Origin of the sequence: Pseudomonas haemolytica (genome assembly GCF_009659625.1) — a bacterium.
In the GTDB taxonomy this organism is placed as follows: Bacteria; Pseudomonadota; Gammaproteobacteria; order Pseudomonadales; family Pseudomonadaceae; genus Aquipseudomonas; species Aquipseudomonas haemolytica.
This window is the reverse complement of sequence record NZ_VOIW01000007.1, coordinates 369,997-388,329: the sequence shown is the minus strand read 5'-3', so window position 1 is coordinate 388,329 and position 18,333 is coordinate 369,997. Positions and strand designations below refer to the sequence as shown.

General features: G+C 60.0%; 17 protein-coding genes. 7 read left to right on the top strand and 10 right to left on the bottom strand.

Translation table 11 applies throughout. The features are described 5' to 3' along the window. Positions 1 to 99: 99 nt before the first annotated feature. Positions 100 to 960 (top strand): MurR/RpiR family transcriptional regulator, encoded by an 861-nt coding sequence (locus FRT59_RS23475; RefSeq protein WP_198809839.1) that lies wholly within the window; start codon positions 100 to 102, stop codon positions 958 to 960. A gap of 119 nt (positions 961 to 1,079) precedes the next feature. Here the strand turns inward: FRT59_RS23475 and FRT59_RS23470 are convergent, their stop codons facing one another. From FRT59_RS23470 to FRT59_RS23425, 10 genes are all read right to left on the bottom strand, one after another. Then, positions 1,080 to 1,925 carry a D-hexose-6-phosphate mutarotase gene (locus tag FRT59_RS23470; RefSeq protein ID WP_034115699.1) on the bottom strand — a complete coding sequence of 282 codons (846 nt, stop codon included), beginning with the start codon at positions 1,923 to 1,925 and terminating at the stop codon, positions 1,080 to 1,082. A 99-nt stretch (positions 1,926 to 2,024) separates the two neighbouring features. Beyond that, complete coding sequence (locus FRT59_RS23465; protein WP_153872503.1) at positions 2,025 to 3,380, bottom strand: carbohydrate porin; 1,356 nt, start codon at positions 3,378 to 3,380, stop codon at positions 2,025 to 2,027. Between the two features lie 85 nt (positions 3,381 to 3,465). Continuing rightward, positions 3,466 to 4,626: an ABC transporter ATP-binding protein gene (locus FRT59_RS23460; protein WP_034115701.1), complete on the bottom strand. Its 1,161-nt coding sequence runs from the start codon at positions 4,624 to 4,626 to the stop codon at positions 3,466 to 3,468. 2 nt (positions 4,627 to 4,628) lie between these two features. Then, positions 4,629 to 5,474, bottom strand: coding sequence for a carbohydrate ABC transporter permease (locus FRT59_RS23455; RefSeq protein WP_034115702.1), 846 nt, complete (start codon positions 5,472 to 5,474; stop codon positions 4,629 to 4,631). Continuing rightward, positions 5,467 to 6,375 carry a carbohydrate ABC transporter permease gene (locus FRT59_RS23450; RefSeq protein WP_034115703.1) on the bottom strand — a complete coding sequence of 303 codons (909 nt, stop codon included), beginning with the start codon at positions 6,373 to 6,375 and terminating at the stop codon, positions 5,467 to 5,469. The genes FRT59_RS23455 and FRT59_RS23450 overlap by 8 nt, the downstream gene beginning before the upstream one ends. Positions 6,376 to 6,467: 92 nt before the next feature. Next, positions 6,468 to 7,754, bottom strand: a complete 1,287-nt coding sequence (locus FRT59_RS23445; protein WP_153872502.1) for an ABC transporter substrate-binding protein — start codon at positions 7,752 to 7,754, stop codon at positions 6,468 to 6,470. A 104-nt stretch (positions 7,755 to 7,858) separates the two neighbouring features. Next, complete coding sequence (locus tag FRT59_RS23440) at positions 7,859 to 9,118, bottom strand: D-mannose isomerase (RefSeq protein WP_153872501.1); 1,260 nt, start codon at positions 9,116 to 9,118, stop codon at positions 7,859 to 7,861. 252 nt (positions 9,119 to 9,370) lie between these two features. Continuing rightward, positions 9,371 to 10,195, bottom strand: a complete 825-nt coding sequence (locus FRT59_RS23435; protein WP_153839048.1) for an ATPase — start codon at positions 10,193 to 10,195, stop codon at positions 9,371 to 9,373. A gap of 127 nt (positions 10,196 to 10,322) precedes the next feature. Next, positions 10,323 to 11,321, bottom strand: coding sequence for an NAD-dependent epimerase/dehydratase family protein (locus tag FRT59_RS23430; RefSeq protein WP_153872500.1), 999 nt, complete (start codon positions 11,319 to 11,321; stop codon positions 10,323 to 10,325). 52 nt (positions 11,322 to 11,373) lie between these two features. Then, positions 11,374 to 12,267 carry a LysR family transcriptional regulator ArgP gene (locus tag FRT59_RS23425; RefSeq protein WP_034115708.1) on the bottom strand — a complete coding sequence of 298 codons (894 nt, stop codon included), beginning with the start codon at positions 12,265 to 12,267 and terminating at the stop codon, positions 11,374 to 11,376. 100 nt (positions 12,268 to 12,367) lie between these two features. Here FRT59_RS23425 and FRT59_RS23420 point away from each other — a divergent pair, with 100 nt between their 5' ends. The 6 genes from FRT59_RS23420 (at position 12,368) to FRT59_RS23395 (ending at position 18,220) form a co-directional block, all read left to right on the top strand. Next, the gene (locus FRT59_RS23420; protein WP_153872499.1) at positions 12,368 to 12,769 is read left to right on the top strand and encodes an ACT domain-containing protein; all 402 of its coding nucleotides are present in this window, start codon (positions 12,368 to 12,370) and stop codon (positions 12,767 to 12,769) included. Positions 12,770 to 12,774: 5 nt separating this feature from the next. After that, positions 12,775 to 13,374 (top strand): LysE/ArgO family amino acid transporter, encoded by a 600-nt coding sequence (locus FRT59_RS23415; RefSeq protein ID WP_034115710.1) that lies wholly within the window; start codon positions 12,775 to 12,777, stop codon positions 13,372 to 13,374. Between the two features lie 178 nt (positions 13,375 to 13,552). Further along, positions 13,553 to 14,149 (top strand): superoxide dismutase, encoded by a 597-nt coding sequence (locus tag FRT59_RS23410; RefSeq protein ID WP_003212997.1) that lies wholly within the window; start codon positions 13,553 to 13,555, stop codon positions 14,147 to 14,149. Between the two features lie 150 nt (positions 14,150 to 14,299). Beyond that, positions 14,300 to 14,485 carry a hypothetical protein gene (locus tag FRT59_RS23405; RefSeq protein ID WP_153872498.1) on the top strand — a complete coding sequence of 62 codons (186 nt, stop codon included), beginning with the start codon at positions 14,300 to 14,302 and terminating at the stop codon, positions 14,483 to 14,485. 228 nt (positions 14,486 to 14,713) lie between these two features. Further along, entirely contained in the window at positions 14,714 to 16,765 is a 2,052-nt protein-coding gene (locus tag FRT59_RS23400) for a putative bifunctional diguanylate cyclase/phosphodiesterase (RefSeq protein WP_034115712.1), read from the top strand. Positions 16,766 to 16,891: 126 nt separating this feature from the next. After that, positions 16,892 to 18,220 carry an imelysin family protein gene (locus FRT59_RS23395; RefSeq protein WP_034115713.1) on the top strand — a complete coding sequence of 443 codons (1,329 nt, stop codon included), beginning with the start codon at positions 16,892 to 16,894 and terminating at the stop codon, positions 18,218 to 18,220. Positions 18,221 to 18,333: the final 113 nt, after the last annotated feature.

The following is an 18,333-nucleotide window of genomic DNA, read 5'->3' as shown; positions in this document are numbered from 1 at the left end:
GCTACCCTCAGTAGGATAGGCCACCGCAAAGGGCCACTCATCGATTGGTCACTGCCCTTTATTTGCATCGTCGCCCGAAGGAAAGACTGAATGGACCGCGTGCGAAATCTTCTGGAACAGATCCGGAACCGCCTCGAAGAATTGAACAAGGCCGAGCGCAAAGTCGCTGAAGTCATCCTGCTCAACCCGCAGCAGGCCACACGCTTCTCGATCGCCGCCCTCGCCCAGGCCGCCTCGGTCAGTGAACCGACGGTCAACCGTTTCTGCCGTTCGTTCGGTGTCAGCGGTTACCCTGAACTCAAATTGCAGCTGGCGCAAAGCCTGGCCAGTGGCGCTGCGTATGTCAGCCGCGCCGTGGAGGCCGATGATAACCCCGAAGCCTACACCCAGAAGATCTTTGGCAGTGCCATTGCGTCCCTGGACAGCGCCTGCCAGGCACTGGACCCGGCCCTGATCAGCAAGGCCGTGGACCTGTTGATCCAGGCGCGGCAGATCCACTTCTTTGGCCTGGGTGCTTCGGCCCCGGTAGCCATGGACGCCTTGCACAAATTCTTCCGGTTCAACCTGTCGGTGACCGCGCATGCGGACGTGCTGATGCAGCGCATGATCGCTTCGGTGGCGCATACCGGTGAGTTGTTTGTGATCATTTCCTACACCGGGCGTACCCGAGAGCTGGTGGAAGTGGCGCGTATCGCCCGGGAAAATGGTGCTTCAGTACTGGGCGTCACCGCCGAGAACTCGCCGCTGGCCAAGGCCAGCACAGTGAGCCTGAACATCCCGCTGCCGGAAGACACCGACATTTATATGCCGATGACTTCGCGGATCATTCAGTTGACGGTGCTGGATGTGCTCGCAACCGGCATGACGTTGCGTCGCGGAGTGGATTTCCAGCCGCATTTGCGCAAGATCAAAGAAAGTTTGAATGACAGCCGGTATCCGGTGGGGGATGAGTTCAACTGAGTCAGCCTGTGTTGGCTTCACTGGCCTCATCGGGAGCAAGCCCCCTCCTACATTTGACGGTATTCACACATCAAACTGTGGGAGGGGGCTTGCTCCCGATGAGGCCATCAGCCACACCATTAAGCCCCTGCCCTGGCCTGCAAACTCAAATGCGCCCTCTCCCCCGGCGCCAGGCTGGCTGCCGCCATCGCCGATTCCACGCACACAAACCCCGACGCCTCGTTGAAGCTCACGCCCAACAGCGGCCGGCTGCCCGGGTGCCACACCACGGTGTCGGCGCTGTCGCCAGTGTCGATGCACAATTCACGCTGCCAGGCGTGGTCCTTGAGCTGTAACTCGCCCTCATGCTGGAACACTCGCTGGCAACCACCATCGACTCGCAGTTCGCCTTCCTGTTGGCAAACCTGGCGATTGAGCTGGTCGTAACCCTGCGCCCCGTCGAGCCCAGACAGCGCTACCTCATCAACGTGACCGATACGCCAGTAAGCGTGCAACGCATGGCTCAACTGGCACGGCAGTTCGTCCTGATGCTCGGTGCTCAGGCGCAGCTCCAGGGTTTCGCCCAGGTGCGCGTGCAAGTCCACCTGCCAGTCGCACAACTGCAATTGCCAGTGCAGGCGCACGCCATCGTCGTCGGTGCTGCTGTCGAGTAGCTTCCAGTCGATCAACCGCGCCCAACCATGGGAAGGCCAGGCGTTTTCGCTGGGATGGCGGCCATACCACGGCCAGCACACCGGCACGCCACCACGGATCGCGCCGACTTGCGGCCACTTGGCGGCGCACCACAGCCAGGGTTTCTGGCCCGTGGGCTGAAAGTGCAGCAATTGCGCGCCCTGTCGACTGAACACCGCCTGGCACAGGGGATGGTCGATCACCAACACGTCGCGCATCTGAAAGCGCTCCCAGGCGAACACCGGACGCTCGCGCAGGGATTTGAAAAAGCGTTGCAACGGTTGCTCATGCATGTGCTCAGGTCCCGAATATCACAGTGCAACCCAAAAAAAAGCGGATAGCCATGGCTACCCGCAAATGCGCACAGAGAGAAGGAGCTTATCGCAACCGTGTTAGAACACCGACTGAATTTTCAGGCCGGCGACCAAGGCGTTGTCGATCTCGTCATTGCCACCTGGGTGGGTAACGTATTGCAGGTTCGGGCGCACGGTCAGCCAGTTGGTCACGTGGAAGCCGTAGTTGATTTCGTAGTTGTATTCGGTGCTGCGCACCGGTGTGAAACCGGCTTGGGTGTAGTCGGTGAAACCACCGCCTGCGTTCAGCAGCTCCGCGTTTTTCTTCACATCATCGTTGACATGGATACGGGCGAAACCGATACCGACGTCATCTTTTGGACGCGCATCGAATGGGCCTTTGTACACAAACATCAGCGACTGGTAGTTGTCGATGAAGTTAGTGTCTTTGTCGTGGAAGGTCGCGTTGGCTGCAATGTTCAGACCGCGAGAGGCGTCGCCGTTGTGTGTGGTGAGTTGTTGTTGAATGACGCCCCAGTAGCCGTGTTTGCTGCTGTGAACGCGGTAACCGTCACCGCTGAGGGCAGCGTCATTACCATTGGCATCTTCACGCACGTCATTGGCGTCAGCCGTGCTCTTGTAGTAACCCACACGGTATTCGCCCGGCAAGCCGTTGACCTTGGGCGACCAAACCAGTTCTACCGGCAATACGGTGCCTTTGGTGCCGCTGCCGCTGAGCTTGAAGCCGTTGCCGTGTTCAAGCTGCGATGGGTTCTGGTTGTACGCGCCGATTTGGGCATACAGCTCTGGCGTGATGTTGTATTTCACGCGCAGAGCGGCTTGGCTGACCGGCCAGTTGTACCAGATGTTGGTGGCCCAGTTACCCACTTGGGACCCGCAGAACGCCAGGTTCTGGAAGTCGCATGGGAAAGTGTTGAAGTCTTCGCCTTCACCGAAGTAACCAGCTTTCACGTCCAGTTTGCCGTCGAGGAACTGATGCTGGATCCACAATTGAGTCAGTCGCACCATGTGGCCGCGACCGTAGACTTCTTGAGAAGAACTCAAGGTCGCCGGACCTCTGCTGGAGTCGCCAACCCGGTCATTGGAGATGTTTTGGCCATTACGGTTAGTCAACTGGATCTTGGCCTGGGTGTTATCCCAGCCCCACAGTTTTTGCAGGTCCAGTGCCACGCCCAGACCAAACTGGTCGGAGTAACGACCGGTCTTGTCATCGTTATAGCCGCCGTGGGCGTTGTAGCCCATTTCCCCAACGTAGTCGGCCTTGATGTCGATACCTTGCTCGATCAGCTTGGTGCGCTCGCCGCCCCAATCGCCGGTCATCCATTTGGAATCGGCACTGAAGGCTTCGTCCGCCATCGCATTGGCGGACAAAACCAGGGCTGCTACTGCTGACAGTTGGCAGATCAGCCGGGTGTTGTTGTGTTGCTTTTTCATCCCTACATCCTCGTCTTTATTGTTATTAAACTGTTTTTATCTAACGCGGGTTACATTTTTTAACTAAAACAACCGCTTATCTGCTTCAGCGACCCTTGAACTGGGTCACATTGTCGGCATGCCCCTGTGCCGCCAGCGAAGCAGCGGTACCCAGTCGCTCACCGGTCTTGGCGTCAAACAGCAATACCTTGGCCGGGTCAAATTGCAGGGTCAGGGTCTCGCCTACCTGCGGCGCCACGTCCGGCGCCAGGCGGCAGCAGACCTTGGTGTCGTTGAGCTGTACGAACACCAGGGTGTCCGGGCCGGTCGGCTCGGTGACCTGGACTTCGGCACGAATGCTCGAGGCACTGTTGCCCTCACCTGTCGCCAACATGATTTGCTCCGGGCGCAGGCCCAGGATCACGTCGCGGTCTTCCAGACCCGCGTCAGTCACGTTCAGCGCCAGCTCGCAACGGGCCTGGCCGCTGTCGAGCAGCGCCACCAGGCGACCGTCCTTGCGTTGCAGGCGCAGGGGTACGAAGTTCATCGGCGGCGAACCGATAAAGCTCGCCACGAACTGGTTGGCCGGGTTGTTGTAGATCTCTTTGGGCGTGCCGAACTGCTGGATGATGCCGTCCTTCATCACCGCCACTTTGTCGCCCAGGGTCATCGCTTCGATCTGATCGTGGGTGACGTAGACGGTGGTGGTTTTCAGGCGCTGGTGCATCAGTTTCATTTCGGTACGCATCTCCACGCGCAGCTTGGCGTCGAGGTTGGACAGCGGTTCGTCGAACAGGTAGATCTTCGGCCGACGCGCCAGGGCACGGCCCATGGCCACGCGCTGTTGCTGGCCGCCAGACAGTTGGCCAGGCTTGCGGTTGAGCAGGTGTTCGATCTGCAGCAGCTTGGCCACCCGCGCCACTTCGGTGTCGATATCAGCCTGGGGCATCTTGCGGATTTTCAGGCCGAATTCGATGTTCTCGCGCACGCTCATGGTCGGGTACAGCGCGTAGGACTGGAACACCATGGCGATGTCACGGTCCTTGGGGCTCATGCCGCTGACGTCCTGGTCGCCGATCATGATCGCGCCACCGCTGATGGTCTCAAGGCCGGCAATGCAGTTCATCAGCGTGGATTTACCACAGCCCGACGGGCCGACCAGGATCAGGAATTCACCTTCCTTGATCGACAGTTCGATGTTCTTCAAGGTGTCGGGCAGGCCGGCGCCATAGGTCTTGTTTACATTGCGAAGTTCAAGCGTAGCCATGATTACCCCTTGACCGCGCCGGCCGTGAGGCCGCGCACGAAATACTTGCCTGCGATCACATAGACCAGCAGGGTCGGCAGCCCGGCGATCATCGCCGCCGCCATATCCACGTTATATTCCTTGGCCCCGGTGCTGGTGTTGACCAGGTTGTTCAGCGCCACCGTTATGGGCTGGGAGTCACCGCTGGAGAACACCACGCCAAACAGGAAGTCGTTCCAGATCTGGGTGAACTGCCAGATCAGGCAGACCATGATGATCGGCGTCGACATCGGCAGAATGATCTGGCGGAAGATGGTGAAGAAACCCGCACCGTCCAGGCGTGCCGCCTTGATCAGCGCATCCGGGATGCTCACGTAATAGTTACGGAAGAACAGCGTGGTGAACGCCAGGCCGTAGACCACGTGCACAAATACCAAGCCGGTGGTGGTGCTGGCCAGGCCCATCTTGCCGAGGGTGAACGACGCCGGCAGCAGCACGGTCTGGAACGGCAGGAAGCAGCCGAACAGCAACAGGCCGAAGAACAGCTGCGAACCCCGGAAGCGCCAGAACGACAGCACATAGCCGTTCAAGGCACCGATGGCGGTGGAAATCAGCACTGCCGGAACGGTGATCTTGATCGAGTTCCAGAAGTAGCCATCCACGGTAGCCCAGGCCTTGACCCAGCCGATACCGCTGACCACAGTCGGCCAGCTCAGCAGGTTGCCGGTGCTGATATCTTCCGGGGTCTTGAAGCTGGTGAGCAGCATCACCACCAGCGGTACCAGGTACAGCAGCACCGCGAGGATCAGCACCGCGTAGATCGCGATGCGACTCAGGCTAATGGCAGGTTTGGCAGCGAGACTAGTCATTGCGCTTGGTCCTCAGCTCGGAATACAGGTACGGCACGATGATCGCGAGGATCGCACCCAGCATCAGGATTGCACTGGCCGAACCCATGCCCATCTGGCCGCGGCTGAAGGTGAACGAGTACATGAACATGGCGGGCAGGTCGGACGAATAGCCCGGGCCACCCGCGGTCATTGCCGCGACCAGGTCGAAGCTCTTGATCGCGATATGCGCCAGGATCATCACCGCACTGAAGAACACCGGGCGCAGGCTGGGCAGCACCACGCTCCAATAGATGCGCGGCAGGCTGGCACCGTCGATCTGGGCAGCACGGATGATCGACTGGTCGACGCCACGCAGGCCGGCGAGGAACATTGCCATGATAAAACCGGAGGCTTGCCACACGGCGGCAATCACCAGGCAGTAAACCACGCGGTCCGGATCGATCAGCCAGTCGAGACGAAAGCCTTCCCAGCCCCAGTCACGCAGGAGTTTGTCCAGGCCCATGCCCGGGTTGAGCAGCCATTTCCAGGCGGTACCCGTGACGATCATCGATAGCGCCATCGGGTACAGGTAAATGGTGCGGATAAAGCCTTCACGGCGGATTTTCTGGTCGAGGAAAATCGCCAGCGTCACGCCGATCACCAGGGTGATGCCAATGAACATACCGCCGAACACGGCCAGGTTTTTGCTCGCTACCCACCAACGGTCGTTGTCGAACAACCGCTCGTACTGCGCAAGGCCCGCCCACTTGTAGCTGGGCAGGAACGTGGAGGTGGTGAACGACAGCACGAACGTCCACAGGATGTAGCCATAAAAGCCCACCAGCACGATGAACATGCTGGGCGCCAGCACCAGTTTAGGGAGCCAGCGCTGCAGTGCATCGAACGGCGAGGCCTTGCTGAACACAGCAACAGAACTCATGGGAAAATCCAGTACAGGGAAAAAGGACTACAGAAGCATGCCTTGTGAGGGGTCAGGGGGTTTCCCCTCACAAGGACCAGCAGTGCTAACCGTTACTTGGCCGACTTGATCGCCGCGCCAAGTTTTTTGGCGGTATCGGCCGGGTCGGCTTTCGGGTCGTTGATGTAGTTGGTCACGACATCAAAGAACGCACCTTGTACCGCCAGGGTGGTGGCCATGTTGTGGGCCATGCTTGGCTGCAGGCCGCCGGTCTTGGCGTCGGCCAGGAAGTCCTTGGCGGCAGTCTGGGCACAGGAGTCGAAACCGAGCTTGTCCATTTCAGTGAGCATGTCGGTGCGAACAGGGATCGAGCCCTTGTTGATGCTGAAGACTTTCTGGAAGTTTTCACCCAGCACGACTTTGGCGATGTCTTGCTGGCCAGCAGCAGTGCCTTTGTCTTTCTGCTTGAACACCGCCAGGGAGTCGATGTTGTAGGTGAAGGCTTTGTCGGTGCCAGGGAAGGCTACGCACTCGTAGTCCTTGCCGGCGATTTTCTTGGCCGCGGTCCACTCGGACTTGGCCCAGTCACCCATGATCTGCATGCCGGCCTTGCCGTTGATGACCTTGCCTGCTTCGAGGTTCCAGTCTTGGCCTTTGCCGTCGACGTCCATATAGGTCGCGACTTTCTTAAGCTCGGTGAGTGCCTTGACCATTTCCGGACCGGTCAGTGCACCGTTATCCAGGTCGACCAGGGCTTTCTTGTAGCCATCGGCACCCATCACCGACAGAACCACCGCTTCGAACACGGTGCTGTCCTGCCAAGGCTGGCCGCCATGGGCGAGCGCAATGAAGCCCGCGGCTTTGAGCTTGTCGCCGGCCGCATAGAATTCTTCGAGGGTGGTGGGGTTCTTGGTGATACCGGCTTTCTTGAAGACTTCCGGGTTGATCCACAACCAGTTCACACGGTGAATATTCACCGGTACGGCAACGTAATCACCGTCGTATTTCACGGTATCGGAGACTTTCTTGTCGAGCAGGGAGTCCCACTTTTCTTCTTTGGCGACGTCTTTGAGCACGTCGGTGTCGAGCAGGCCGGTGGACGCCCATTCCTGGATGTCAGGGCCTTTGATCTGGGCAACGCCTGGCGGGTTGCCGGCGACCGCACGGCTTTTCAGCACGGTCATGGCGGTGGCGCCACCGCCACCTGCAACGGCACCGTCTTTCCAGGTGAAGCCGTCTTTCTCAACTTGGGCCTTCAGGACATCCACAGCCGCTTTTTCACCGCCGGAGGTCCACCAATGCACCACTTCAACCGTTCCTTTCGAGTCGGCGGCAAATGCACTGAGGGGAAATAACGAGGCAATGGAAATAGCGACGGCGAGGCGATTAATCGCGTTCATCTGAGTACCTTTTCTTGTTGTTATGCATGCAAGTCTAGAGCTTGCGCTGCACGGAGTTTAAACATGGATTTTCGGGGTGCAGGTAACAAAGGGACGCACAAATGTCACCACTTGGTGACATAACCGCCCCGGGCTAAAGCGCTGGTCATACTGGGTGACAAGGGTAGCGCAGGCAGCACCACCGCTTGCCAGGCATGGTACAGGTCGGGTTTGCCGCCCCAGATCTTGCTGCTGGGCTGGTTGTGGGGGCTGAGCTCGTGGTGCCAGCTCCCGTTGATGCGGTCGATAAAGTGGGTTTCGCAGAACTCCCAGAATCGACGGTACCAGGTCTCGTAATGCAGCTCGCCGGTACGCTTGAGCAAGGCTTGCGCTGCGGCGCTGGCTTCGGCGTGGGTCCAGTGCAGACGCTCGCGTACCACCGGGCGATGATTCCAGTCCAAGGTGTAGACGATGCCGGCAGCGCCATCCACAGCCCAGGCGTATTCGCAGGCGCTGGCAAACAGGTTTTTGGCGTCGCTCACCAACCAATCTGGCGTGCTGAGCCCGGCCTGCAGGCGCGCGGCTTCCAGGTGCAGCACCAGCCGCGCCCATTCGAAACCATGGCCAGGGGTGATGCCGTAGGGGCGAAAGCCGTCGGCGGGGTGGTCTTCGTTGTAGCCCAGTAGCGGCTTCCACTGCGCATCGAAATGCTCGATCACCATGAACTGGTTGCCGGCGGCGTGGGTATGGATCACCCGCTCGACGATGCGCAGCGCACGGTCCAGCCACCGGGTATCTGCGGTGACATCGGCCAGGGCCAGGAAGGCTTCGGTGGCGTGCATGTTGCTGTTGGCGCCGCGATAGGCTTCAACGCCGCTCCAGTCCTGGGCAAAGGATTCGAGCATGACGCCCTCCTCCTCGCTCCAGAAGAACTGGTCGATGATATGGATAGCGTCGTTCAACAAGGTCTGCGCACCGGGTGCGCCGGCCACCACGGCAGAGCTGGCGGCCAGGGCCACAAAGGCATGCAGGTAAGCGGCTTTGCCGGTGTTGCCATCGAGGGCGTTGGGCGCGGCGAACCAGCCACCGTGCTCGCTGTCGCGCAGCGGCCCGTTGAGGGCATTGACGCCATGCGCCACCAGCTCCGCGTAACCGGGCAGCCCCATGGCATGGGCCATGGCGAAACTGTGGGTCATGCGGGCGGTGTTCATGGTTTCGGCGTGGGCATTGGCCGGCAGTTGGCCTTTATCGTCCAGGTTGCCGAAACCGTCCGGGAGCCTCGACGCCTTGGCGAACGCCAACAGGCGCTGGCCTTCGGCGGCGAGCCAAGTGTGATGGGCAGGTGCGTTCAGCCAACTGCTGGCAGGCAGTGGTTGCGTGGTCATGGGGAGCCCTTATTGTTTTTTGTGGGATGACCGGAGTCTAAACAAGGGCGCAGGAGGGGCAAGTAACGAAGGGGAAAAGAAATGTCACCGGGCGGTGACAATCGAAGCCCTGAGGATCGTGGATATCTAAATGTGGGAGGGGGCTTGCTCCCGATGGCGGTGTATCAGCCACTATATCGGGTGACTGACATACAGCTATCGGGAGCAAGCCCCCTCCCACATTTAGATCTCATTTACAGCTTATAACTGTGGTCATTGACCCAACGGAGTAATTGCCGCCGGCGCATTGAGGCGCTGATGCAGGTTCTGCACCTGGCTCTGCAAGGTGGTGATGTTGCGGGTGGTCTGGATGCGGAACACGTCGAACTCCTTGTTGGTTGGCGCATCGATGTTGGCTGGCTGGTTTTCCTGGGTGCTCTTGAGTACCAGCAGGTCCTGCTCGAGGCGGGCGATGGCCGCGCTTGGGTTGCCCTGTTTTTTCAAGGCCGCCACATCGGTGGACAGGTCCTTGATCTCACCCTGTGCTGCCTTGAGGGTGGCAACGGCGTCGGTCAGGGCCTGCACCTCGCCTTGCAACTTGGCGTTCGCCGTCGTCAGCTCGGTGGTGCTGGCACTCATTTGAGCCAGGCGACTGTCCAGCTCGGTGGCTTGGCCGGCTACGCCCATCTGTTGCTTGCCCTGCTCCTGCAACTGGTCTTGCAACTGCTTGATCTGCAGTTTCAATGCTTCGCTGCCGTTGTTGACGTTGGCTTCGCTGGCCACGACCTTGCCGGAAATAGCCTGCAGGCGTCCAGCTGCTTCCTCGCTGATACGTGCAAAGCTTTCCTGGGTGGCGACCAACTGCTGGCCCATCAGGGAAATCTGCTGGAAGCTCCACCAGGCAAGGCCGGCGAAGGCAATCAGCAGTGCGCCGACCAATGCCCATAACGGGCCGGTGCTGGCGCTCTTGACCTTGACCACGGGCGTCGTTCGCGAGCGCACCGACGTGGCTGGAGTCGGCACGAAATCATCGTCGTCCCCATGGTCGGCCCGCAGGGTGGGAACGTTGTCGAGATCGTCGTTTGCATCGTTACGCATGAATCTACCCTGAATCAATGAGATGGCTGGCTGGGAAGCCGAGCGGCAGGAGTATAAACCGCACTCCCGGCGCATGGATCGACCGGGAACCTGGAATTCGGTTCCCGATGTGTTGCTGGTTATGAGCTTATTTGAGGCCCGGGTCCTGGGCCTTCCACCAGCTGCAGAACTCGTCGAGCGCGGCCCACAGGCTGACCTTGGGCTCGTAGTCGAGATAATGCCTGGCGCGGCTGATATCGAGGCTGAAATCTTTGTTCATCACTTGCATGCCCAGGCGCGACAAGGCCGGCTCGGGCCGCCCCGGCCACATCGCGCAGAAGGCTTCATTCAGGGCCGCTACGCTATAGGACAAACCGTAGGAGCGGTAACGGGTCACCTGAGGCAACTCCATTTGCCGCATCACATAGTTGACCACATCCCACACCGGCACCGGCGCGCCATTGCTGATGTTGTAGGCCTTGCCCAACGCCGAGCCGGGGGCGAGCAGGCTGCTGAGCAGTGCTTCGTTAAGGTTGTGCACGCTGGTGAAGTCGACCTTGTTCAGGCCGTCGCCGACAATGGCCAGGCGATTTTTGCGCTGCATCTTCAGCAGGCGCGGGAAGATGCTCATGTCGCCGGCACCGGTGACAAACCGCGGGCGCAGCGCCAGCACTTCAAGGCCGAACTCCTGGGCACCGAAGACCTTCTGCTCGGCCAGGTATTTAGTCGCGGCATAGGGATGCTTGAAACGCTTGGGCACCTGCTCTTCGGTGAGCCCCACGTGGTCGCGGCCATCGAAGTAGATCGACGGCGACGACAGATGCACCAGGCGCCCGACGCGCTGCTTGAGGCAGGCTTCAACGACGTTTTCGGTGACCAGCACATTGCCTTGATGAAAGTCCTGATACTTGCCCCATAGCCCAACGGCACCGGCGCAATGCACCACGGCTTCGACATCGCGGCACAGGTCGCGTACCAGGTCGGCATCATTCAAATCACCCTGGATAAACTCGGCACCGCGCCGTACCAGGTGTTCCACACCTTCGGCGCGCCGCCCGTTGACCCGCACACCCAGGCCCTGCTCAAGGGCGAAACGCGCAAAGCGCCCGCCGATGAAGCCGCTTGCGCCGGTGACCAGAATTTTCATGTAGTACTCCGTGTTCTTTCGTTTTTCATCGCTGTTGCCTTGACGTCCGCCGCTACTCCAACGGCACCAACCATTGACCACACGCCTGGGCCAGATGGTCGGTCAACAAGCCCAACAGTTGCCCGCCACTGCGCCAATGATGCCAGTACAGCGGCACGTCGATGGGCTTATCTGGCAATAACTCGACCAATACGCCGGTTTCCAACTGGTCGCGCACCTGCAATTCAGGCACCAGGCCCCAACCCAGGCCGGCTTCCGTCAGGCGGATAAAGCCTTCAGATGAGGGGCATAAATGGTGTTCGAAACCACCGTCCACCCCGAGGGAGGCCAGGTAACGGTGTTGCAGGAAGTCATCCGGGCCGAACACCAGCGCCGGCGTGCGTGCCAATTGGTCCGCCCGCACGCCCTCGGGAAAATGCCGGGCTATAAAGGCTGGGCTGGCCAGCGCCCGATAACGCATGGCGCCCAGCAACAGGCTGCGAGCGCCGGCCACCGGGCGCTCGCTGGCGCAGATACAGGCCGCCACTTCACCGGCACGCATGCGTTTGAGGCCGACAGTCTGGTCTTCCACCACCAGGTCCAGCAACAAATGCTGTTCGGCACAGAAATCGCTGACGGCCTCGGCCCACCAGGTGGCAAGGCTGTCAGCATTCAGGGCGATACGCAGGCGCTCGGGCATGCCCTCTTCATCAAGGGCCGGCACCTGGCTTTGCAGGTCACGTTCGAGCAAGCGCACCTGTTGCACATGGTTGAGCAGGCGCCGACCGATATCGGTGGGCGTCGGCGGCGAGGCACGTACCAGCACCGGCTGCCCGATGCGCGCCTCCAGCAACTTGATGCGTTGGGAGATGGCCGACTGCGACAACCCCAGCACCTGGGCACCGCGTTCAAAGCCAGCCTGTTCCACCACCGCCGCCAGGGCAGACAGCAATTTATAGTCGAACATCAGTTTCTCTAATGAGCGATCAGCAATATTGGTTTTTCTTATACAGCCTCCGCCGTGACAATGACCAGCATTGCTTCCCCCTCTTTTAAGGAAACCTCACATGGCTGGCGAAACCGCCCTGGCTACCCTGCTGCGCAGCATGAGCCCGCACTTGAATGACGGCGACTATGTGTTCTGCACATTGCCTGATAACCACATTCCTCAAGGGTGTGAAGTCATCGGCAGCTTTCGTGAACAGGAAGGGCTGACGTTGATTGTCGAACGGCAACAGGCTGAACAGGCCGGGTTGAACTTCGACTATGTCGCCGCATGGATCACCCTCAACGTGCATTCCGCGCTCGAAGCCGTAGGCCTGACCGCCGCGTTCGCCAGCGCGCTGGGCAAGGCAGGTATCAGTTGCAATGTGATTGCCGGCTACTACCACGACCATCTGTTTGTCGGTCGCGCCGATGCCGAGCGGGCCATGAACGTATTGCGGCAACTGGCAGCGGACGCGGAGTAAACCCTATGTGGCAAAGTTATGTGAACGGTTTGCTGGTAGCCCTCGGCCTGATCATGGCGATCGGCACCCAGAATGCGTTTGTATTGGCGCAAAGTCTGCGGCGTGAACATCACCTGCCGGTGGCGGCACTGTGCATCGTGTGCGATGCCATCCTGGTGGCGGCCGGGGTATTCGGCCTGGCCACCGTGCTGGCGCAAAACCCGCTGCTGCTGGCGATTGCCCGCTGGGGTGGCGCGGCGTTCCTGTTGTGGTACGGCACCCTGGCCTTGCGTCGGGCGTTTTCGAAACAGAGCCTGGAGCAAGGGGCAAACCTCAAGGTGCGTTCATTGCGAGCTGTATTGCTCAGTGCCTTGGCGGTGACGCTGCTCAACCCCCATGTGTATCTGGACACCGTACTGCTGATCGGCTCACTGGGGGCTCAACAAACCGAACCTGGCGCCTATGTCGCGGGAGCGGCCAGTGCTTCGTTCCTGTGGTTTGCCACCTTGGCCCTCGGCGCAGCATGGTTGGCACCGTGGCTGGCGCGCCCGGCCACTTGGCGCCTGCTGGACTTGCTGGTCGCGGTAATGATGTTCAGCGTGGCCTATCAATTGATCAGTGCCTGAGGAATAATCCAAAACGCTCTGGAACCTCTATCCCACACAGTTGTTGCGTGGTTTTGCCGCAACCCCGGTGCTATGATCCGGACCCTGCGCCGCAAAGAGTACAAACTCCCCGGCGCTTGTTTGGCCGCCCGTGATCGGCCTTGCGCTCACCGCAACTGACCTGATTAGGAGAATCATCATGGCTTTCGAATTGCCGCCGCTGCCCTACGCACACGATGCCCTGCAGCCGCACATCTCCAAGGAAACCTTGGAATACCACCACGACAAGCACCACAACACCTATGTCGTGAACCTGAACAACCTGGTGCCAGGCACCGAGTTCGAAGGCAAGACCCTGGAAGAAATCGTCAAGTCTTCCTCGGGCGGTATCTTCAACAACGCCGCTCAGGTCTGGAACCACACCTTCTACTGGAACTGCCTGGCGCCAAACGCCGGCGGCCAACCTACCGGCGCACTGGCTGAGGCCATCAACGCTGCGTTCGGTTCGTTCGACAAGTTCAAGGAAGAGTTCACCAAGACGTCCGTCGGCACCTTCGGTTCCGGTTGGGGCTGGCTGGTGAAAAAGGCTGACGGCTCCCTGGCCCTGGCCAGCACCATCGGCGCCGGCAACCCGCTGACCAGCGGCGACACCCCGCTGCTGACCTGCGACGTGTGGGAACACGCCTACTACATCGACTACCGCAACGTGCGTCCAAAGTATGTGGAAGCGTTCTGGAACCTGGTCAACTGGAAGTTCGTGGCTGAGCAGTTCGAAGGCAAGACCTTCACTGCCTAAGCAACGCTTGCAGTAGAAAGAGCCCGGCAATTGCCGGGCTTTTCTATGGGCGCCGGACTGATAGGCCAGAAATACCGGAACTCAACAGTAACAATTCACCACACAAACGCCAGGAGGAATAAACCTCCTAACTCAATGTGGAGAATGACGATGGATCCTATTTCGATGGCAGCGGGGGTTGCGGGTGCAGTCCCAATCGTAGCGGGTATTGTTGATAAAGGGCTGGACCTGGCAAACGGCGCAATGGACCTGGCAAACAAAGTCCTGGACACGGTCGGTGAAGGCGCGAAGGTCGGTGGGGAAGAGCAACAGCCTCAAGGTCAGATCAATTTTTAAAAACGTCGACAACTAGAAGGCGGATCTCCTCCGCCTTCTCCCTGCTGGGCTTCGCCCCCTGACCTTCCTCGCTTCTGACAAGCCCGGACATAAGCGAGCGCCTCTCTAGGCTTATCCAGCCAAAACCTCAATTGCACTCAGGTTCCAATGTCCCTTTGACTGCCCTCTCGAGATTGCCAATACTCATGGCATATTGAAGGCCACCCGCATGAGACAAGGAATGCCCCTTTGAAGCTGGAACTCAAGAACAGCTTGTCGGTGAAGTTGCTACGGGTTGTGCTGCTGTCGGCATTGATCGTGGGCGTGGCGCTGAGCGTGGCGCAGATCGTTTTCGATGCCTACAAGACGCGCCAGGCCGTGGCCGGCGATGCCCAGCGCATCCTCGACATGTTTCGCGACCCATCGACCCAGGCCGTCTACAGCCTGGACCGCGAGATGGGCATGCAGGTGATCGAAGGGTTGTTCCAGGACGACGCAGTGCGCATGGCCTCCATCGGTCACCCCAACGAGACCATGCTCGCGGAAAAAAGCCGCGCCTTGCAGCAGTCCCCCAGCCGCTGGTTGACCGACCTGATTCTTGGCCAGGAACGCACGTTCACCACCGCATTGGTCGGCAAGGGCCCTTACAGCGAATATTACGGCGACCTGAGTATCACCCTCGATACGGCCACCTACGGCAAAGGCTTTATTGTCAGCTCTGTGATCATCTTTATTTCCGGCGTCCTGCGCGCCCTGGCCATGGGCCTGGTGCTGTACCTGGTTTATCACTGGCTGCTGACCAAACCACTGTCGCGGATCATCGAGCACCTGACCTCGATCAACCCGGACCGACCCAGCGAGCACAAGATCCCTCAGCTCAAGGGTCACGAACGCAACGAGCTGGGGCTGTGGATAAACACCGCCAACCAGTTGCTCGAATCCATAGAGCGCAATACCCATCTGCGCCACGAGGCTGAATCGAGCCTGTTGCGCATGGCCCAGTACGACTTCCTCACCGGCCTGCCGAACCGCCAGAAGTTGCAGGAGCAACTGGACAAGATCCTCACCGATGCCGGCCGTCGCCAACGACGCGTGGCGGTGTTGTGCGTGGGGCTGGATGACTTCAAGAGCGTCAACGAACAATTCACCTACCAGGCCGGCGACAAACTGCTGCTGGCCCTGGCCGACCGCTTGCGCGCCCACAGCGGTCGCCTTGGCACCCTCGCCCGCTTGGGCGGCGACCAGTTCGCCCTGGTGCAAGCCGATATCGACCAACCTTACGAAGCCGCCGAACTGGCGCAAAGCATCCTCGACGACCTGGAGGCTGAGTTCGCCTTAGACCATGACCTGATCCGCCTGCGCGCAACCATCGGCATCACGCTGTTCCCGGAAGATGGCGACAGCACCGAGAAGCTGCTGCAAAAAGCCGAGCAGACCATGACCCTGGCCAAGAGCCGCTCGCGCAACCGATATCAGTTTTATATCGCCAGCGTCGACAGCGAAATGCGCCGGCGCCGCGAGCTGGAAAAAGACCTGCGTGACGCCCTGGGTCGCGACCAGTTCCACTTGGTGTACCAACCGCAGATCAGCTACCGCGACAACCGCGTGGTCGGCGTGGAAGCCCTGTTGCGCTGGCACCACCCGGAACACGGCCTGGTACCGCCTGACCTATTTATCCCGCTGGCGGAGCAGAACGGCACCATTATTCCAATTGGCGAATGGGTGCTGGACCAGGCGTGCCGGCAACTGCGCGAATGGCATGACCTGGGCTTCACCGCGCTGCGCATGGCGGTCAACCTGTCCACCGTGCAATTGCACCACACCGAGTTGCCGCGCGTGGTCAACAACCTGATGCAGATCTATCGCCTGCCGCCGCGCAGCCTGGAGCTGGAAGTCACCGAGACCGGCCTGATGGAAGACATCAGCACCGCCGCCCAGCACCTGCTGAGCCTGCGTCGCTCCGGGGCGCTGATCGCCATTGATGACTTCGGCACCGGCTATTCATCCCTGAGTTACCTCAAAAGCCTGCCGCTGGACAAGATCAAGATCGACAAGAGCTTCGTTCAGGACCTGCAGGATGACGACGATGATGCAACGATCGTGCGCGCCATTATTCAACTGGGCAAAAGCCTGGGCATGCAGGTGATTGCCGAAGGCGTGGAGACCGCTGAGCAAGAGGCTTACATCATTTCCGAGGGTTGCCACGAGGGGCAAGGCTATCACTACAGCAAACCGCTGCAGGCGCGGGAGTTGGCGGCTTATTTGAAACAGTCCGAGCGCAATAACGCGGTGAGTCTTTGAACTAACAGACCGATACTAAATATTTCCCGCGCATAAGCCTTTACACAAAATGCAAATCTTTCGCATTATGTCGCAGCTTTTGCGCTCCCCGCGCGCCCTATTCACAATCGAAGCAGGATGTTCGCCATGATTCGTATGCCCCTGGCCACCGCCAGTCTGCTGGCCATTGCCATTTCTCTCGCCGGTTGCGGCGAAGGTAAAGACAAGGCCGCCGCGCCTCAAGCACCCGCTGCCGCCAGCACTACCGCACCGGCGGCAGGCCAGGTCGACGAAGCGGCCGCCAAGGCCGTGGTCGCGCACTACGCGGACATGGTATTTGCCGTCTACAGCGATGCCGAATCCACCGCGAAAACCCTGCAAACCGCGATCGATACTTTCCTCGCCAACCCGAACGACGAAACCCTGAAAGCGGCCCGTACCGCCTGGATCGCCGCTCGCGTGCCGTACCTGCAGAGCGAAGTGTTCCGCTTCGGCAACACCATCATCGACGACTGGGAAGGCCAAGTGAACGCCTGGCCCCTGGACGAGGGCCTGATCGACTACGTCGACAAATCCTACGAGCACGCACTGGGTAACCCGGGCGCCACTGCCAACATCATCGCCAATAACGAGATCCAGGTTGGCGAAGACAAGATCGACGTCAAGGAAATCACTCCGGAAAAACTCGCCAGCCTCAATGAGCTGGGCGGTTCCGAAGCCAACGTTGCCACCGGCTACCACGCCATCGAATTCCTGCTCTGGGGCCAGGACCTCAACGGCACCGGCCCAGGCGCGGGCAACCGCCCGGCCTCGGACTACATGACCGGTGACGGTGCAACTGGCGGCCACAACGAGCGCCGTCGCACTTACCTGCGCGCCGTGACCCAACTGCTGGTCAGCGACCTGGAAGAAATGGTCGGCAACTGGAAGCCCAACGTCGAAGACAACTACCGCGCCACCCTGGAGTCGGAGCCTGCCACCGACGGCCTGCGCAAAATGCTGTTCGGCATGGGCAGCCTGTCCCTTGGTGAACTGGCCGGTGAGCGCATGAAGGTGTCCCTGGAAGCCAACTCGCCGGAAGACGAGCACGATTGCTTCAGCGATAACACCCACAACTCGCAGTTCTACGACGCCAAGGGCATCCGCAACGTCTACCTGGGCGAATACACCCGTGTTGACGGCACCAAACTGACCGGTGCCAGCTTGTCGTCCCTGGTGGCCAAGGCCGACCCGACTGCCGATGCAGCCCTCAAGGCTGACCTGGCGGCGACCGAAGCCAAGATCCAGGTGATGGTAGACCGCGCCAACGACGGCGAGCACTACGACCAGTTGATCGCCGCCGGCAATGAAAAGGGCAACCAGATCGTACGCGACGCCATCGCCGCACTGGTCAAGCAGACCGGTTCGATCGAAGCGGCTGCGGGCAAACTGGGCATTACCGACCTGAACCCGGACAGCGCTGATCACGAGTTCTGATCCGTACGCAGTTGAGAAAGGCGACCTTCGGGTCGCCTTTTTCATACCCGCGACCAAACACCACAGATCCCCCTCCCACATTTGATCGGCATCGTCTGGGGCAGCCTCGGTTT

What these genes read in the sequence shown, in the direction of transcription:
- FRT59_RS23470 (WP_034115699.1), bottom strand. Translation starts at nt 1,925, where the DNA reads ATGCATGAGCAACCGTTGCAACGCTTTTTCAAATCCCTGCGCGAGCGT.
- FRT59_RS23465 (WP_153872503.1), bottom strand. Translation starts at nt 3,380, where the DNA reads ATGAAAAAGCAACACAACAACACCCGGCTGATCTGCCAACTGTCAGCA.
- FRT59_RS23460 (WP_034115701.1), bottom strand. Translation starts at nt 4,626, where the DNA reads ATGGCTACGCTTGAACTTCGCAATGTAAACAAGACCTATGGCGCCGGC.
- FRT59_RS23455 (WP_034115702.1), bottom strand. Translation starts at nt 5,474, where the DNA reads ATGACTAGTCTCGCTGCCAAACCTGCCATTAGCCTGAGTCGCATCGCG.
- FRT59_RS23450 (WP_034115703.1), bottom strand. Translation starts at nt 6,375, where the DNA reads ATGAGTTCTGTTGCTGTGTTCAGCAAGGCCTCGCCGTTCGATGCACTG.
- FRT59_RS23445 (WP_153872502.1), bottom strand. Translation starts at nt 7,754, where the DNA reads ATGAACGCGATTAATCGCCTCGCCGTCGCTATTTCCATTGCCTCGTTA.
- FRT59_RS23440 (WP_153872501.1), bottom strand. Translation starts at nt 9,118, where the DNA reads ATGACCACGCAACCACTGCCTGCCAGCAGTTGGCTGAACGCACCTGCC.
- FRT59_RS23435 (WP_153839048.1), bottom strand. Translation starts at nt 10,195, where the DNA reads ATGCGTAACGATGCAAACGACGATCTCGACAACGTTCCCACCCTGCGG.
- FRT59_RS23430 (WP_153872500.1), bottom strand. Translation starts at nt 11,321, where the DNA reads ATGAAAATTCTGGTCACCGGCGCAAGCGGCTTCATCGGCGGGCGCTTT.
- FRT59_RS23425 (WP_034115708.1), bottom strand. Translation starts at nt 12,267, where the DNA reads ATGTTCGACTATAAATTGCTGTCTGCCCTGGCGGCGGTGGTGGAACAG.
- FRT59_RS23420 (WP_153872499.1), top strand. Translation starts at nt 12,368, where the DNA reads ATGGCTGGCGAAACCGCCCTGGCTACCCTGCTGCGCAGCATGAGCCCG.
- FRT59_RS23415 (WP_034115710.1), top strand. Translation starts at nt 12,775, where the DNA reads ATGTGGCAAAGTTATGTGAACGGTTTGCTGGTAGCCCTCGGCCTGATC.
- FRT59_RS23410 (WP_003212997.1), top strand. Translation starts at nt 13,553, where the DNA reads ATGGCTTTCGAATTGCCGCCGCTGCCCTACGCACACGATGCCCTGCAG.
- FRT59_RS23405 (WP_153872498.1), top strand. Translation starts at nt 14,300, where the DNA reads ATGGATCCTATTTCGATGGCAGCGGGGGTTGCGGGTGCAGTCCCAATC.
- FRT59_RS23395 (WP_034115713.1), top strand. Translation starts at nt 16,892, where the DNA reads ATGATTCGTATGCCCCTGGCCACCGCCAGTCTGCTGGCCATTGCCATT.